The sequence below is a fragment of the Chryseobacterium wanjuense genome (assembly GCF_900111495.1).
In the GTDB taxonomy this organism is placed as follows: Bacteria; Bacteroidota; Bacteroidia; order Flavobacteriales; family Weeksellaceae; genus Chryseobacterium; species Chryseobacterium wanjuense.
Genome location: NZ_FOIU01000002.1, coordinates 806,987 through 823,798, shown reverse-complemented (window position 1 = coordinate 823,798; position 16,812 = coordinate 806,987). Strand labels below are relative to the sequence as shown.

General features: G+C 36.6%; 15 protein-coding genes and 2 tRNA genes. 10 read left to right on the top strand and 7 right to left on the bottom strand.

Annotation, left to right across the window (positions count from 1 at the left end; all coding sequences use genetic code 11):
* Window positions 1-47: 47 nt before the first annotated feature.
* From lysA to BMX24_RS15545, 3 genes are all read right to left on the bottom strand, one after another.
* Entirely contained in the window at window positions 48-1,247 is a 1,200-nt protein-coding gene (gene lysA / locus BMX24_RS15555) for a diaminopimelate decarboxylase (RefSeq protein WP_170835725.1), read from the bottom strand.
* 296 nt (window positions 1,248-1,543) lie between these two features.
* A complete protein-coding gene (locus tag BMX24_RS15550) occupies window positions 1,544-2,767 on the bottom strand; it encodes a 3'-5' exonuclease (RefSeq protein WP_089794293.1) in 1,224 nt (407 codons plus the stop codon).
* A gap of 139 nt (window positions 2,768-2,906) precedes the next feature.
* Window positions 2,907-4,436, bottom strand: a complete 1,530-nt coding sequence (locus BMX24_RS15545; protein ID WP_089794291.1) for a helicase HerA-like domain-containing protein — start codon at window positions 4,434-4,436, stop codon at window positions 2,907-2,909.
* Window positions 4,437-4,693: 257 nt separating this feature from the next.
* On the opposite strand from BMX24_RS15545, the gene BMX24_RS15540 reads away from it, so the two are divergent.
* From BMX24_RS15540 to BMX24_RS15530, 3 genes are all read left to right on the top strand, one after another.
* Complete coding sequence (locus BMX24_RS15540) at window positions 4,694-6,103, top strand: MBL fold metallo-hydrolase (protein WP_089794739.1); 1,410 nt, start codon at window positions 4,694-4,696, stop codon at window positions 6,101-6,103.
* Between the two features lie 9 nt (window positions 6,104-6,112).
* Entirely contained in the window at window positions 6,113-6,496 is a 384-nt protein-coding gene (locus BMX24_RS15535; protein ID WP_089794289.1) for a rhodanese-like domain-containing protein, read from the top strand.
* Window positions 6,497-6,627: 131 nt separating this feature from the next.
* A complete protein-coding gene (locus BMX24_RS15530) occupies window positions 6,628-6,927 on the top strand; it encodes a thioredoxin family protein (RefSeq protein ID WP_089794287.1) in 300 nt (99 codons plus the stop codon).
* 148 nt (window positions 6,928-7,075) lie between these two features.
* Here the strand turns inward: BMX24_RS15530 and BMX24_RS15525 are convergent, their stop codons facing one another.
* Complete coding sequence (locus BMX24_RS15525) at window positions 7,076-7,828, bottom strand: nitrilase family protein (protein WP_089794285.1); 753 nt, start codon at window positions 7,826-7,828, stop codon at window positions 7,076-7,078.
* 103 nt (window positions 7,829-7,931) lie between these two features.
* On the opposite strand from BMX24_RS15525, the gene BMX24_RS15520 reads away from it, so the two are divergent.
* From BMX24_RS15520 to BMX24_RS15490, 7 genes are all read left to right on the top strand, one after another.
* On the top strand, window positions 7,932-8,372 hold the full coding sequence (locus tag BMX24_RS15520) for a DUF6646 family protein (RefSeq protein WP_089794283.1): 441 nt from the start codon (window positions 7,932-7,934) through the stop codon (window positions 8,370-8,372).
* A gap of 104 nt (window positions 8,373-8,476) precedes the next feature.
* Window positions 8,477-9,958 (top strand): RIP metalloprotease RseP, encoded by a 1,482-nt coding sequence (gene rseP, locus BMX24_RS15515; RefSeq protein ID WP_089794281.1) that lies wholly within the window; start codon window positions 8,477-8,479, stop codon window positions 9,956-9,958.
* A 79-nt stretch (window positions 9,959-10,037) separates the two neighbouring features.
* A tRNA-Asn gene (locus BMX24_RS15510) sits at window positions 10,038-10,114 on the top strand.
* Window positions 10,115-10,212: 98 nt separating this feature from the next.
* Complete coding sequence (locus BMX24_RS15505; protein ID WP_228404872.1) at window positions 10,213-10,764, top strand: GNAT family N-acetyltransferase; 552 nt, start codon at window positions 10,213-10,215, stop codon at window positions 10,762-10,764.
* A 246-nt stretch (window positions 10,765-11,010) separates the two neighbouring features.
* Window positions 11,011-11,087 (top strand) — tRNA-Asn (locus tag BMX24_RS15500).
* A gap of 172 nt (window positions 11,088-11,259) precedes the next feature.
* A complete protein-coding gene (locus BMX24_RS15495) occupies window positions 11,260-12,849 on the top strand; it encodes a hypothetical protein (RefSeq protein ID WP_089794280.1) in 1,590 nt (529 codons plus the stop codon).
* A gap of 174 nt (window positions 12,850-13,023) precedes the next feature.
* The gene (locus tag BMX24_RS15490) at window positions 13,024-15,549 is read left to right on the top strand and encodes a DUF5686 family protein (protein WP_089794278.1); all 2,526 of its coding nucleotides are present in this window, start codon (window positions 13,024-13,026) and stop codon (window positions 15,547-15,549) included.
* Window positions 15,550-15,589: 40 nt separating this feature from the next.
* On the opposite strand, the gene BMX24_RS15485 is transcribed toward BMX24_RS15490, so the two are convergent.
* The 3 genes from BMX24_RS15485 to rplU form a co-directional block, all read right to left on the bottom strand.
* Window positions 15,590-15,775, bottom strand: coding sequence for a bacteriocin-like protein (locus tag BMX24_RS15485; protein ID WP_089794275.1), 186 nt, complete (start codon window positions 15,773-15,775; stop codon window positions 15,590-15,592).
* A 169-nt stretch (window positions 15,776-15,944) separates the two neighbouring features.
* Window positions 15,945-16,202: a 50S ribosomal protein L27 gene (gene rpmA / locus BMX24_RS15480; protein WP_089794273.1), complete on the bottom strand. Its 258-nt coding sequence runs from the start codon at window positions 16,200-16,202 to the stop codon at window positions 15,945-15,947.
* A 15-nt stretch (window positions 16,203-16,217) separates the two neighbouring features.
* The gene (gene rplU / locus BMX24_RS15475; protein ID WP_089794271.1) at window positions 16,218-16,793 is read right to left on the bottom strand and encodes a 50S ribosomal protein L21; all 576 of its coding nucleotides are present in this window, start codon (window positions 16,791-16,793) and stop codon (window positions 16,218-16,220) included.
* Between the last annotated feature and the right edge of the window lie 19 nt (window positions 16,794-16,812).

The following is a 16,812-nucleotide window of genomic DNA, read 5'->3' as shown; positions in this document are numbered from 1 at the left end:
CCTCACTGTTAGGCGAAGTTTCTTTTTAAATATTTATTCTAATTTATCTACAATACCTCAATCTGGTTTCTCAATAAATCTTCAAACTCATCTCTTTTTCTGATCAAATGAGCTTTTCCATCCAGGAATAATACTTCTGCAGGCTTTAATCTTGAATTGAAGTTTGAACTCATTTCAAAACCGTAAGCACCCGCATTGTGGAATGCCAAAATATCGCCTTCTCTTACTTCATTCAGTTTTCTGTCCCATGCAAAAGTATCTGTTTCACAGATATTTCCGACTACGGTATAAATTCTTTCCGCCCCTTTTGGATTGGATAAATTTTCAATAACATGATAAGAATCGTAGAACATCGGACGAATCAGGTGATTGAATCCGGAATTCACTCCCACGAAAACAGTAGCCGTCGTTTGCTTGATGACATTAGCTTTTACCAATAGATAACCGCTTTTTCCAACCAAAAATTTACCCGGCTCAAACCATAGCTCGAATTTTTTACCTGTAGATTTTGAAAACTCAGAGATTACTTTTTCTACTTTTTTACCCAGCGTTTTTACATCCGTCTCCTCTTCAGTGTCCTGATAAGGGATTTTGAATCCGCTTCCCATATCCAGATATTTCAGATTCGGGAAATGCTCGGAAAGTTCAAGCATGATATCCAAAGCCTGTAAAAAAACTTCAGGATCTTTGATCTCGCTTCCCGTATGCATGTGAAGACCTTCAACATTCAGATTCGTTGTTTTCATCACTCTCTCGATATGACGAAGCTGGTGAATGGAAATACCGAATTTGCTATCGATATGACCTGTTGAAATTTTATAATTACCTCCTGCAAAAATATGCGGATTGATTCTCACAAAAATCGGATAAGTATTCCCGAATTTGTTTCCAAACTGCTCAAGAATAGAAATATTATCGATGTTAATGTGCACTCCAAACTGCATTGCTTCTTCAATTTCAGCAAGATCTACACAATTGGGTGTAAATAATATTTTCTCTTTCGGAAATCCAACCTTTAGTCCAAGTTTCACTTCATTAATCGATACACAATCCAAAGAAGCACCCAAGTTCTTGACATACTTAAGAATATTAATATTTGTCAAAGCCTTCGCAGCATAGAAGAACTTAGTGTGTTTTAAAAAAGAAGATGTAAGTTTCTCATATTGAGTTTTAATAGATTCAGCATCATAAACGTACACCGGTGTGCCAAACTCATTGGCAATCTGCAACAATTCTTTTGAATTCATAATTAATAAAGTAAACTTCTTTTTTGTTAATAAGAAAATGCAAAGGTAGTAAGAAATTGTTTATAATTTAAAATCAATCACATAGAAGATTATTCTTTTAATTTAACTTTAACAGAATAAAATGCTTTTTTAGAATATTTTAAAAGTTTTTTATTTTATTGATTTAAATAATTTCCAATTAAAACCAATATGGTTAAAATCAATAATAATGCAATATTGATAATAGATTGCGCAATTTATTGAGTCCAAATTTTCATTGTTTTGGAGAAGATATTACAGAACTGATAAAAGATTACTTATTTCGGCAGTGGCAGCGTCTCAAAATCGCCACGAAGCAATGCCAACTGTAGCTCATTATTCAAATCTGTGGATTGGAAAAGGAGGTCGATTTTTAATTTAGACAATTTGCTCAATGTCTGGATTTGGGTAAAAAGCTCGTAAAAACCATAAGAAGTTACCTTCCCGTTTTCTATTATTAAGAATAATTTTTCGCCCAACTTTCTTCCCTGTCCGAGCCAAAGTTCATTTCTTTTTTTGAAATCGATTTTCTTTTTGAAAGTAGTGAGATCGCTGTATTCCTCAATCTTTCCGAAAAATTGTGTTGCTTTCGAACCTTGCGTGAAAGATTTGAATTTCAGAATCGGTTTTTCAGCTTTATTCAGCTTATTTTTTTCAACAATATATTTATTGTTCCGGTGGTAAAGTCCGAACGGAAGGACTTCTCTTTTCTTAATGCCTTTCGAATTTAAAATTAATTTGGCAATAATATCCGTTCCGGTAAGCTCAAAATTGATCTGCTCAACCGTCTGCTGAATTGTCTCCCATCTTTTAGACTTGGAATTAAAAACTTTTTTAGAAAATTTATTAATATCCTGAACGTGATCCGAAAAAATAATTTTTCCTTCCTCGTCCTGGAAATACACAAATCCTTTCTCGTTCGGAAGATCTTGTGTTAACACCTTGATTTTGTTGATATACGTTTTCGCATTTGTTTCCTCATGCTGCTTCTGAATGATCTCGTTTTCCGTATCTTTTGAAACCAATAATTTAAAAAGTTCCAGCGTTGCACGGGCATCGCCTTCCGCTCTGTGATGGTTTGTCAAAGGAATTCCCAACGATTTTACCAGTTTCCCCAGAGAATAGCTTACCTCATCCGGAATTAGTTTTTTCGCTAAAGGAATTGTATCTAACGTATTGATTTTAAAATCATAACCCAGGCGATTGAAAGACTGGCGGAGCATTCTGTAATCAAAATCGATATTGTGTCCGACTAATGTTGTATTTTGAGTAATTTCAACGATTCTCCGGGCAATTTCATGGAATTTCGGGGCAGTTTTTACCATTTTTGGGGTGATACTGGTCAGTTTCTGCACAAAAGGAGTGATATCACTTTCCGGATTCACAAGCGAAATGAACTGGTCTACAATCTTCTGACCATCATATCTGTAAATGGCAATATCTATAATGCATTCTTTTCTGTAACCTGCACCATTACTTTCTATATCAATTATTGAATACATTTAAATTTATACAACTTTATTTTTGATTAAAATTTTAATTTAAGCTTAAGCATTTGCTATAAACTAAATATAATAAATTTTATGGATAAATTCCACTTAAAATACCGACGATCCCGCTAAAATAAGAAAAAATATGTTTTTATCTTCTTCTTCCCCCTCCTAATCCCAGCATTCCAAGGATAGCTTTTGCTCCCTCTCTCATCAATGTACTGGTAAAAGTTCTTCCTGCGCTGCTCTTCAATACCTGCTCAAACACACCCGGTTCTTCTTTCACCGGCCTCGATTTTTGATCCGGCGCCACATTCTGAGCCGCTTCCTCCATTCTTCTTACTAAAATTTCATAAGCAGAATCATTATCTACCAGCTTTTCGTATTTTGCAACCAACGCCGATTTGTTGGTAAGCTCTGTGATTTCCGCATCATTCAGGACATCCATTCTGGATTCCGGAGAAATTAAATACGTGTGAACCAACGGTGTCGGAATTCCCTTTTCATCAAGCGCCGTTATAAAAGCTTCCCCGATTCCTAAATTCTGAATTAATGTTGGAGCATCATAAAATTCCGTCGTCGGATAATTTTCTACCGCCTTCGAAATCTCTTTTTTATCTTTTGCTGTAAAACCTCTCAACGCATGCTGTATTTTTAATCCCAATTGAGACAACACCGCTTCGGGAACATCCCCCGGAATCTGGGTAATAAAATAAATCCCGACTCCTTTTGAACGAATCAGCTTTACCATTGTTTCGATTTGTGAAACCAATGCTTTTGAAGATTCATCAAAAATCAAATGGGCCTCATCTATAAATAAAACCAATTTCGGTTTTCCGCTATCCCCTTCTTCAGGAAAGGTCATGTAAATTTCTGCAAAAAGTGACAACATGAAAGTCGAAAACAACTGCGGCTTACTCTGAATATCAGCAACTCTTAAAATATTCACCACTCCCTTTCCGTCTCTTGTTTCCAGCAAATCGTGAACATCAAAGCTTAATTCTCCAAAGAAACTGGCAGCTCCCTGCTGTTCCAGTGCCACGATCGATCTTAAAATCGCGCCCAAAGAAGCGGAAGCAATAGATCCGTAATCAGAAGCCAGTTCTGCTTTTCCCTGAGGATTTTCGGTGACGTACTGCAAAACTTTCTTCAAATCATTAAGGTCGATTAAAGGCAGTCCTTTATCATCACAATATTTAAAAACAATTGACATGATACTTTGCTGGGTCTCATTCAATTGCAGAATTTTACTTAATAAAACAGGTCCGAATTCGGTAACCGTAGCTCTCAGCTTCACACCTCTTTCCCCGGAAATCGTCATCAATTCTACCGGAAAAGCCTGCGGATTGTAAGGAAGCTGTGTCTTGGCATATCTCTCCTGGATTGCTGCATTTTCCGTCCCCGCTTCTGCAATTCCTGAAAAATCGCCTTTGATGTCTAAAACCAGTGAAGGAATTCCCGCATGGGAAAGCTGTTCGGCAAAAACCTGCAGCGTTTTGGTTTTCCCCGTTCCCGTCGCTCCTGCGATAAGGCCGTGACGGTTAATAGTTTTCAAAGGAATGGTAACGTTTACTTCAGGAACAATTTCTCCGTCCAGCATTCCTTTTCCTAATATAATATGCTCTCCTTTCGGAGTGTATCTTGCATTCAGTTCATTAATAAATTGTGTTTTGTCTGCCATTTGATTTTTTTAACTTATAAATATAAAAGTTTTTGGAAAATATCCGGCATAGAAATTAAGCATGATTAATTTCAGTTAGCAATTCTTGTGAATATGTTTATTTTAGCACTGAAAAATTTTGAATCGTGGAAGTTTAATTAAAACAAATAAAGACTTTATAGATTTATTCTATTGTTATAGATTCTTTATTTTAGCTTAATTTAAAAAAATAAACACGATTTTTGTATATTGAAAATAACAAAACTGTTACAGAAGAAATGAAAGTTGAACAAATATATACCGGCTGCCTTGCACAGGGCGCCTACTACATCGTATCAGAAAATGAAGCAGCGATCATTGATCCATTGAGAGAAGTAAAACCTTATCTGGACCGTTTAGAGAAAGACAATGTAACTTTAAAATATATTTTTGAGACACACTTCCATGCAGATTTTGTCTCGGGACATTTGGATTTAAGTAAAAAGACAGGCGCTCCGATCGTTTACGGACCCACTGCTCAACCTGAGTTTGAAGCAATCATTGCCGAGGACAACCAGATTTTCGAAATCGGAAAAGTAAAAATTAAAACGCTTCACACACCCGGTCATACGATGGAAAGTACAACTTACCTTCTTATCGATGAAAATGGGGTAGAAACTGCAATTTTCACGGGAGATACTCTATTTTTAGGAGATGTCGGAAGACCCGATCTTGCCCAGAAAGCCACGAATCTAACCCAGGAAGATCTTGCCGGAATTTTATACGACAGCCTTCACACGAAAATTATGCCTTTGGACGATAGTATTACGGTATATCCGGCTCATGGCGCGGGCTCTGCCTGTGGAAAAAATATGCAGAAAGAAACTGTTGACATCTTAGGAAATCAGAAAAGAACAAATTATGCCTTAAACCAACCGGACAAAGAATCTTTCATCAAAGAAGTGCTGGACGGATTGACGGCTCCTCCCAAATATTTCGGAATGAATGTTGCCATGAACAAAAGCGGCTACGAAAGTCTTGATAACGTTATGAACAAAGGCTTAACCCAAATTTCCGTTGAAGATTTTGAAGCGTATGCAGAAGAAACAGGAGCTTTGATTTTAGATACGAGAAGTGCGGCAGAATTCCATAAAGGATTTATTCCAAACTCTGTAAATATCGGTTTAAAAGGAGATTTTGCACCTTGGGTAGGAACTTTAATAGTTGACGTAAAACATCCGCTTTTATTGGTTGTTGATGAGGGTACGGAAGAAGAAGCGATCACAAGATTAAGCAGAGTGGGTTTTGATCATGTGTTAGGCTATCTAAAAGGAGGTTTTGAAGCGTGGAAAAATGCCAACAAAGAGATTGATGAAGTAAAAAGAATCTCTCCGGCTGAATTTGCAGAACAATTTACAGAAAATTCAAAAGTGATTGATGTCCGAAAACTGACAGAATATTCTGCCGAACATATTGATAATGCTTATAATAAGCCTTTGGACACGATCAGCGATTGGGTAAAATCGATCGATGATTCTGAACATTTTTTCCTACACTGTGCTGGAGGCTACAGAAGTATGATAGCGGCAAGCATCCTTAATTCGCACGGAATCAGAAACTTTACTGAAATAGAAGGAGGATTCAACGGGATAAAAAAAACAGAAAAATTTCCGATAAGCGATTTTGTCTGCCAATCGAAAACGTTGTAAAATAAAATAATGAAAGTTTATATTTTTGGAATTATTATTGCTGCAACTTTGGTGTTGAACGCCTGTACAACGGCAGCAGTACCAGAAGCTCCCAAGGCCGATCTCAGAGAAGTTGTCAACAGTCCGGATGTGACGTTGGTAGACGTGAGAGTCGCAGAGCAATATGCAGAAGGAACTGCCAAAAATGCGATTAACATTCCTCTAGCCGAAATTCAGAATAATGCAGAGTCGTTGAAAGGTAAAAAAGTGGTTGTATTTTGCAATAAAGGAATTCAGGCAGATGAAGCAGTACAAATTTTAAAGAAAAACGGAGTGGAAGTTTACGACGGCACGAGCTGGAAGAACGTAAAAGCCATTCAGGATGAGAATCATCAGAAAAATAATAATAAGTAATGACACTTTAGTTTATCCGTATAAAACAATTAAAAACACAAAGTTTTTCGACATTTTTGATTATTCTTTTCAGTGATTTTGATTTCATTTTAAACTACATAAACTAAAGTGTTTTTTTAAATAAACCAATTATGTCACAAAAATTTCAGGAAATAATTGACTCCGAAAGACCGGTCTTAATTGATTTTTTTGCAACCTGGTGTCAGCCATGCAAGGTTCAGTCTTCGGTTTTAAATACAGTAAAAGAAAACGTAGGCGAAGGAGCGAGAATCATCAAAGTAGATGTGGACCAGTATCCTAATCTGGCCGCTCAATACGGAGTGCGAGGAGTTCCGACGCTGGCAATTTTCAAAAACGGCGAAATGCTCTGGAAAGAAAGTGGTGTGCATGATGTGAATACACTTACGCAGCTTTTAAAACAATATGCTTAAATATTGAGGTTCAGGCTAAGGTTGAGAAAATTTTAGTCTTAATTTTAACCTCTTCATTTATTCTCATAATCCTTGTCAAGGTTTAAAACCTTGACAAGGATCATTAAAAAAACTCACAAAAATCCGCTTAACCTGCAAGAGAAATTAATTAAAGTTGAATCGAAAAAGAATCCCGGTCATTCAAAAACTGGAAATGATTTCTGAAATCTTTCAATTCTTCCATATTCAATTCTGCGGAAATGATATTGCCGCTTTTTTCAGAAATTTCTTTTCCATCCGCAAAAAAGCAATGCGAACTTTCCTGATAAAACAGATTATTTCCATCAGTTCCGATTCTGTTTAACCCAAATACAAAAGATAAATTTTCTATCGCTCTGGCTTTCAGCAGATGTCCCCAGGCTCCTACCCTTTTTTCGGGCCAGTTGGCAACATATAAAATCATGTCGTAATCACCATTATTTCTCGCAAAAACAGGAAAACGAAGATCATAACACACCTGCAATAAAATTCTGAAGCCTTTGTAATTCACCACAATTCTTTCCCTTCCCGGAGTATATATTTTATCCTCTCCCGAAAAGGAAAACAAATGCCTTTTATCATAAAAATCGACCTTAGAATCCGGCTGTATAAAATACATTCTGTTGTAAAATTTTCCGTCTTCCTCCACAGATGCGCTTCCGCAAAAGGCTGCATTTTTTTCTTTCGCCATTTTCTTTAAAAACTCCAGAGACTCCTGATTTCGGTCGGCAACTTCCGAGGCGTCCATACAAAATCCCGTGGAAAACATTTCTGGAAGAAGAAACAAATCTGCTTCCTGATTCTGAAGTTCCTTTTCTATCAATTGAAAATTTTCCGTTTTATTTTTCCAGACAATATCTAAATTCAGTCCTGCGATTTTCATAAACTTTGTTAAAAAACTTCAATAAAAATACGATTTTCCTTTGATTTCGGTTCTATTTTTGATGCGGATATTTTTTAGTAATAATATCGAAAAAGTAAAATTTATGAAGAAATTGGTTTTTATGCTCATGGTAATATTCTTTGGGGCGACAGCAAATGCGCAGGCATGGACAGGAAAAGGAGATCAGAAGATCAATGCGGGATTAAGCGCTTGGGGATACGGAACGGGAATTACAGGAACTTATGATTATGGTTTAAACAAGCTTATTTCTGTAGGTGCGGGTCTCAATGCTTATTTTGGCAATTATAAAGATAATGATGATGACAACCGTGTTTTCGTTTTCGGAAGGCTCAATTTCCATTTGAAGGATGCATTACAACTCCCGGAAAAGCTGGATATCTATCCCGGAATAGATGTAGGCGTTGTGGGAAGTGATTTCGGACTGGGTGCTCACATCGGAGCCAGATACTTTTTCAGTGAAAGAATCGGCGTTTTTGCAGAAGTCGGAAACAATGGCAGTCTGGGAGTATCGATCAATTTGTAAAAAAACATCGTATTATATGACAAAGCTTCTCATTTCGAGGAGCTTTTTTATTTGGCATAGTTTTGATAATTGTTACCTTTGCAAATTAAACATAAAACGTATTAATGGAATTAGCAATCAAGATTTTCCAGTTCATTTTAAGTATTTCTATTTTAGTAGTCCTTCATGAGCTTGGGCACTTTTTACCCGCAAAGTGGTTTAAGACCAGAGCAGAGAAGTTTTTCCTGTTTTTCGACCCTTGGTTTTCAATTTTTTCAATGAAAAAAATCAATGGAAAATGGCAGTATAAACTTTTCTCTAAAAACCTTCCGGACACGGAAATTATTGAAGTAAACGGAGAAAAGAAAGAAGTTGCTATCGATATATCAAAATTACCCGACAGCGATTGGAGAAAACATCCTGAAAAAACAAAATACGGGATCGGCTGGCTTCCTTTCGGCGGTTATGTAAAAATCGCAGGAATGGTGGATGAAAGTATGGATACAGAGCAGTTGAAAAAACCGGCTCAACCGTGGGAATTCAGATCAAAACCGGCTTGGCAGAGACTAATTATCATGTTGGGAGGAGTTACCGTAAACTTTTTCCTTGCCTGGGTTATTTTTTCAGCATTGGTAGGTAAAAACGGGGAACATATTTTCGACGCAGATAAAATCACTATCCCTCTTCATTATACAGAAGCTGCAAAGAAAATGGGCTTCCAGGATGGTGATAAAATTTTAAAAGTAGACGGAAAAACCCAGAAAGACTTTAAAAAATTAGCCTTAGATGTTTTATTAAGTGACGAAATTACCGTTGAAAGAAACGGAAAAGAAGTTACATTCCCAACGAGTGACGACGGAAAAGCAATGGCCTTTCAGGATCCTGAGCCGAGATCTTTTTTAACGCCGAGAATGGCTCCGGTAGTTGATACCATTGTTACAAAATCTACTATGGATGCAGGATTGAAAGTTGGAGACAAAATTCTAGCGATCAACGGAAAACCAATACAATATTACGATCAGCTAAAACCTTTGGTTGTTCCGAATGCAGGAAAAGTTACAGATTTCCAGGTGCTGAGAAACAATCAGGTAGCGGATCTGAAAATCCCTGTTTCAAAGGATGGAACTATCGGAATTCTTTCTTTCAAGGAAGTTCAAAAATATTATGTTCATAATAACTATGATTTCTTTGGGGCTATCAAAAGAGGATTTACGCTTACTATTGAGAGCTTAACGTATCAGATTAAACAATTTAAATTAATTTTCAATAAAAAAGTTCAGGGGTATAAAAAAGTTGGAGGGCCTATTGCCATTGTGAAAAATATGCCTGTAAACAAAGATGCCAAAGGAAATGTTTCTATCGACTGGTCTGCGTTCTGGGGATTCACGGCGATGTTCTCGGTTTGGCTGGCATTTTTGAACTTAATTCCTATTCCGGGATTGGATGGCGGACACGTTTTATTCACATTATACGAAATGATTGTAGGAAAACCTGTACCTCAAAAAGTGTTGGAAAACGCACAGATGGTGGGAGTTATCTTCCTGTTGGGATTGATGCTGCTGATCTTCGGAAGTGATATCTTTAAATGGATTACGGGAAGTTTATAAAATTTTAATTTTTTTTAATAAAATATTTGTAGGGTATAAATATTCGTCCTATATTTGCACCACTAAAAACGAAGGACATTCCTCCTTAGCTCAGTTGGTTAGAGCATCTGACTGTTAATCAGAGGGTCGCTGGTTCGAGCCCAGCAGGAGGAGCCAAAAAGACTTACAGAAATGTAGGTCTTTTTTTATGCATTCTTATTCTATATAAATAATTTCTTTAAAACAATAGAAAATAATATCTTTCAAATAAAAACATGAGTTCAATTATCGTAAGGCAAGCCGAGCCGAAAGATTATCCCGCAATTATCGATTTACAAAACGCCAATACTCCGGATCAATTGACTGAAGAGGAAAGAAAACAGGGATTTGTAGTTTCCAGCATGACAGAACAGACCTTGGATGGAATTAATAAAAACCTGGGCGTATTAGTTGCTGTTGAAAATGATGAGCTTGCAGGTTTTGTGTGTCTTGCAACGACCAATCCGGCTCCGGTTCATCCCGTTGTAAAAGCAATGTATGAAAGTTTTCCCAACCAAATATTTAATGATAAAAAATTAACTGATTACCGAGTTTTCATCTACGGCCCTGTTTTGATAAATTCCAGATGGAGAGGAAAAGGCATTTTAAAAAAATTATTTACAGCAGTGAAAGATTTTACGGAAAAAGAGTATGACTTAGGAACGGCTTTTATTAATGATAAAAATCCGCACTCGCTTGCCGTGCATATCGAAGGATTAGGAATGACAGCTTTAAAGCCATTTAATTATAAAGAAGAGACTTTTCAGCTGGTTGTCTTTCCTGTTTAGAAAGAGAAAAATATAAGTTGTAATTTTTTTAGAGCCAATTTGCGAAATTTTATTTCTCGTTTCATCTTTAAAGGTCATTTTTCAAAATACTGAAAAATAGACAGATAAAAACGTTGACCTTTTTATTTCCATAAATAAAATAAAAGCTTGTGAATAAAAATTCATTTTTTCGCTATAATTTGCTTTAAACACTTGCGTCATATCAATATTCATATTATATTTGCAACACGAAAAACAAAGGAAAATTCCTCCTTAGCTCAGTTGGTTAGAGCATCTGACTGTTAATCAGAGGGTCGCTGGTTCGAGCCCAGCAGGAGGAGCCAAAAAAGACTTACAGAAATGTAAGTCTTTTTTTATGTAATGATATTAATAAAATTTAATTTATTATTTCTCCCTTATTTAAAGCCCTTTACACTTAAAAATTCATTCCGCGTTGAATTATTCTCTTAATTCTTTGTAAATTAGGTACGAATTAACCCTAAAAATCAAACAATTATGAAAAAAATTCTCTTATCAATTGCATTGGTTCCACTTGCTTATTCTGCACAAATAGGAATTAACACTCCAACACCAACCTCTACTTTAGATATTACAGCAAAAGATCCAACCGGAACTGCCACCACAGTTGACGGAGTTGTCATCCCCAGAGTTGACAGACTGAGAGCGCAAAATATGTCTGCCGTTCCTACTTCCACGCTTATTTACATCAATGATATTTCTACGGGAACTGCAGCAGGAACAACAATAGATGTAACATCGGTGGGATTTTATCATTTCGACGGCACAAAATGGGTTGCCCTGATAACAACCCCATCCAATAATGACTGGAGAACCACAGGAAATACAGGTACAAGTCCTGCAACTAATTTTATTGGTACTAGGGATAATCAACCCTTATTGTTTAAGACAAATAATATTAATTCCGGTTTTATAGGAACTGCACCCAATTTTTCTGTTGCTTATGGAACTGGTTCACTTCCATATAATGCTGTTCCAAATCTTGGAAATTCGGCATTTGGAGGAAGTTCTCTTGGCCTAACTACTACTGGAACTTTTAATTCTGCGTTTGGATTGAGCTCTCTGGGCGCTAATACTTCAGGAAATCTTAATACTGCGATAGGATATCAAGCTCTCCTCAGTAATACAATTGGGGTTTCTAATACTGCAGTAGGCGTATCAGCACTTCGTCAAAATATTTCAGGGCAAAACAATACTGCTGTTGGCTTTCAGGCTCTACAAGATACGACAGGCGGATTTAATACAGCTTTTGGACGTGATGCTTTGCGTACAGCCACAACGGGTATCGAGAATATTGGAATAGGCTATCAGGCAGGATTTGATAGTAATGCAGGAGGAACTAACTCCCAAATCAGTACCGGAAGCAGAAACATATTGCTAGGGATGAATACAGGACTGCCAAATCCGGCGGGTAATGATCAAATGAATATTGGAAATATTATTTTCGGTACAAATGTTAATGGTACATTGGCAAATCCTAAAGGGAATATAGGTCTCGGAACCTCCAACCCTACTGCTAAAGTGGAAATCGCTTCCGGTACAACAGGAATATCAGGATTGAAATTCACCAATATTAATAATACAACACCTACAACTGCTAATGCTGCGGCATTAGGAGTGGATGCTTCGGGAAACGTTGTTATACAAAATATAGCACCGCTTACTACAACTTTTAAATCTTTTTCAATTGATGCAAACTCTGCAACCAATTCTTTAGTTACAATCGGATCATTACAGTTTAGGTATCCCTTAACAACATGTACAAACACAAATACTTTTGTTCAGGTGAGGTCTACAACCGGTGTCAATAATTTGGGTGTGCAACATGCCATGTTTACAACTGCACAGAGTGGATCCGGCTTCGTGAACACGACTCCATTAACGGTCACTACTACTTTCGCAGATATCGCGGGAATTCCGTTAAATTGTGTTCAGGACGGACATGCACAATTCAACTTTTTCTCTTATACGGATAGAACTTTCTATAGAGTAAATGTACATGTCGCAGATGGAGACAGTATGGGTTTTGGAGCCTTAGGATATATCTTTGTTGAACTTCAAAAATAGTTTATTTAAAATTTTATTATTTTAACAAAAAATTATCTATAACACCGTCAAAATGATGGTGTTATTTTTGTTACATTTGCAGTTTTGTATTTATTTATAAAAACTTTTAAAAAATTTAATCTTTTGATATAAACTGCATACTTTTTGTTTATGCTAATGCTTGAAGAAATACGAATGTTAATTAATAACTCCAAATATTACCCGCTCTTTTTTTTGATCTTTTTTGTTGAACTTGTTTGCGCCCAAAATTCAGCGAAAGGGAGAATCGTTGATGCGAAAACCAATAAGGAAGTCAGCGGGGTCGATGTTTTTATCAATGAAAATAATAAACCTGTTTTGACGACGACTTCGGGCAACTTTATGGTACAGTCCGACAGTATTATTTATAAATTAAAATTTTTAAGGAAAAATTACGCTTTAGAAACAGTAGATGTCACCCCTGAAAATGCTCCCAATATTTTCGTACAGCTTTCCCAGGAAAAAGAAAGTAATATTCAGGAGGTAGTAATCCATAACGAAAAACCTAAGTATAAAAATAAAAAAGAAAATCCTGCCTACGCCATCATGCAGGAAGTCTGGAAAAGAAAAAGAAACAACGGACTGGATAAATTCGACACCTATACTTACAAAGAATACGAAAAAATTCAGTTTGATGCGAATAATCTGGACAGCGCTTTCATGAAGAAAAAAATCTTCAACAAGCTTGAATTTATTTTTGAATATAAAGATTCCACGGCTGCCGGAAAAATTGGGCTTCCCATTTTCTTAAACGAAGCAATCTATGAAAATTACGGTGAAAACAGGCCATCAAAAAAAACAAAGAGACTTTTAATAGCCCAAAAAACATCGGGTTTCCAGGATAATCAGATTATTACTTTAACGGCCAAAAACCTTTATCGCGACATCAATATTTACGATAATACTTTGAATTATTTTGACATCGGATTCCCGAGTCCCGTAGGAGAAACAGGTTTCAGCACTTATGATTATAATTTGCTTGATACCATTTCGGTACGCGGAGAACAGGCTTACAAAATCCGTTATCAGCCGAAAAGAACTGAAGTTCTGGCATTTCAGGGATATCTTTATATTGATACGGATACTTATGCCGTTTTAGGAGCTACTTTAAAATCTACACAGAAAATCAATGTCAATTTCATTAATTCTATTTCAACAGAACTGGAATATGACAATCCTGATGAAAAGACTTTCCTGCCAAGAAAATTCGTGACGGAGATTGAAATGACGCCTTTCTCAAAAAAGAAAACCTCAAAAAGTATTATTGCTAAAAGATCCGTCGATTATTCGGAATATGATTTTAATAAACCTCTGGAAGACAAAGTTTTCAAGAGACAGGAAGAAGAATATGATGATAAATTTGTCGATAAGGATGATGCCTTTTGGACAAAAGCAAGACCGGATTCTTTATCAAAAACCGAGCAGGGCGTTTATGATATGCTCGATAAATTGCAGCAAACCCCGAAATTCAACCGAATTGTAAAACTATATGAAACGTTGGGTTCAGGATATTATAATGTGGTAAAAGGTATTGATTTAGGGCCTATTTTCTCTATTTACGGCAAAAATGAAGTGGAAGGAGACAGAATCCGGTTGGGAGCAAGAACCTATTTTACAAGAAATGACCCTTGGAGAGTTCAGTTTTACACAGCTTACGGTTTTAAAGATCATCAGGTAAAATATGGTGCAGAAGGAAGATTCATGTTCAACAGGGTCAACCGCTTTACAGTGGGCGCCGGAACGAGAAGGGACATCCTTCAATTGGGTGTTCAATTGACCAATGATGACGGAATTATGGCCAGAACCTTTGCCTCTTCAACGATTTTCGCAAGAGGAGAAAACGCTTCTTTGAGTTCTGTAAATCAGACCAACATATTTACGTCTATCGAACCTTGGAAAAACTTCCAGATCAGAGTAGATGGCACGATGCAGAGCATTACATCTGCCAATCCGGAAGGGTTTAACTTAATGTACTACAAAGACGGTCAGTTGAGAAAAACAGCGAACGATTCGCACGTTACCGTAAGTTTGATCGCAAGACCTGGAGCAAAATTCTCGCAAACCGGTATCGACAGATATGAGCATGGAACACTGGCTCCGACGATTGTTTTAAAATACACAAGAGGTATTCAGGGGCTTTTCGGGTCGGATTTTAATTATAATAAACTGCAGTTCATGTTCTACAAACCCATCCTGATTGGAAGCTGGGGTAAAACTTTGATTAATTTTGAAGCCGGGAAAAACTTCGACACAGTTCCTTTGGCATTGCAGAATGTTATTCCGGGTAACCAGTCTTACAGTTTGGCGGCCAATACTTTTGCACAGCTTAATTATTATGAATTTGTAGCAGATACGTATACAACGCTTCATTTGGAGCACCATTTTAATGGAAAAATTCTTTCTTATATTCCGTTAATTAAGAAATTAAAATTAAGGGAAGTCGCATTCATCAGAGGGGCTTACGGAACTTTGAGTGACGCTTCAAAAGCGATTAATGTAGAAGGATTTAAATATTCTGCACCGAGCGAACATATCTATTATGAATACGGGGTGGGAATTGAAAACATCGGTTTTGGAAACCTTAGAATTTTCAGGGTAGACTTCAACTGGCGCGGAAATTATCTCGACAGACCGGATATTTCGAAATTCGGGATCAAAGCCGGATTCCAGGTTGGGTTCTAAAATATAAAATCTCCTTCGCAATGAAGGAGATTTTTTTTAATTAAGATTCTGACGGATAATCTTTGCATCCGTTGCAGTGCGCTACAATGTATACAATATTACAAGGAGGCCTTTCTCCCTCAGGAATGCTACAATAGATATTACATGGCAAACATCCTTTTTCAGGAGCTACTCCTCCCATTACATTTTTAAGCTCATCTCTTCCGATTTTCTTTAAATTTTTCATAATAATTAATTTTTGATTTGATGTTTTAATTAAACGATGAAAATTTAAGAATATTATCCCATATAGATCGGACAAAAAGACTCCAAAATTGAGATCTGGAATATTGAGAATTAAACATAAAAAATCCTCAACAAAAATGCTGAGGATTTAATTTTTATAAAACGCTTAATTATGCGTTCGGTTCTACAGATACGAAAGATCTGTTGTTTGCTTTTTTTCTAAAAACTACTTTACCGTCTACTAATGCAAACAAAGTGTGATCTTTACCGATTCCCACGTTTTCACCTGGGTGGTGCTGAGTACCTCTTTGTCTAACAAGAATATTTCCAGCAATAGCCTCTTGTCCTCCGAAAATCTTCACACCTAATCTTTTAGAGTGAGATTCTCTACCGTTTTTGGAGCTACCAACTCCTTTCTTGTGTGCCATTTTATAAGTGGATTATTATTTATTTAACGCTTTGAAATTTTCAACATTCTTTACGATAGCAGCATCTACATCTGCGTGAGTAAGAACATCTTTTCCTAATTCTGCTTTAACTTCTTTTCCAAGAGCTACTAAAGCTTCTCTGTTTTCTTTAGACTGAGACAATCCGTTTTTCTTCAAGTGATAGTTCAATTCGTGATCTTCTCCGAAGTTTACCGTTTCGTTGTCTGAAAGAATTTCTGCCTTAGCAGTTTCTTTTTTAGCCGCTTTCTTTGGAGCTCCTTCAAAACCGGTAATACCAGTGATCTGAATTTGAGTCAAAGATTGTCTGTGACCATTTTTTACTTTGTAACCTTTTCTTCTTTTCTTTTTGAAAACGATTACTTTATCAGCTTTTACGTGGTCTAGGATCTCTGCTTCCACAGTGATTCCGTTTACAGCTGGGGCGCCTACAGTGATTGCTCCGTTTACAGTAAGAAGAACTTTGTCGAAAGAAACTTTTCCTCCTTTGTCTCCTGATAAACGGTTTACAAACAACTTCTGGTCTTGCTCAACTTTATATTGAAGCCCTGCTATTTCTACAATTGCAAACATTGTTTATAAATTTTTAGTT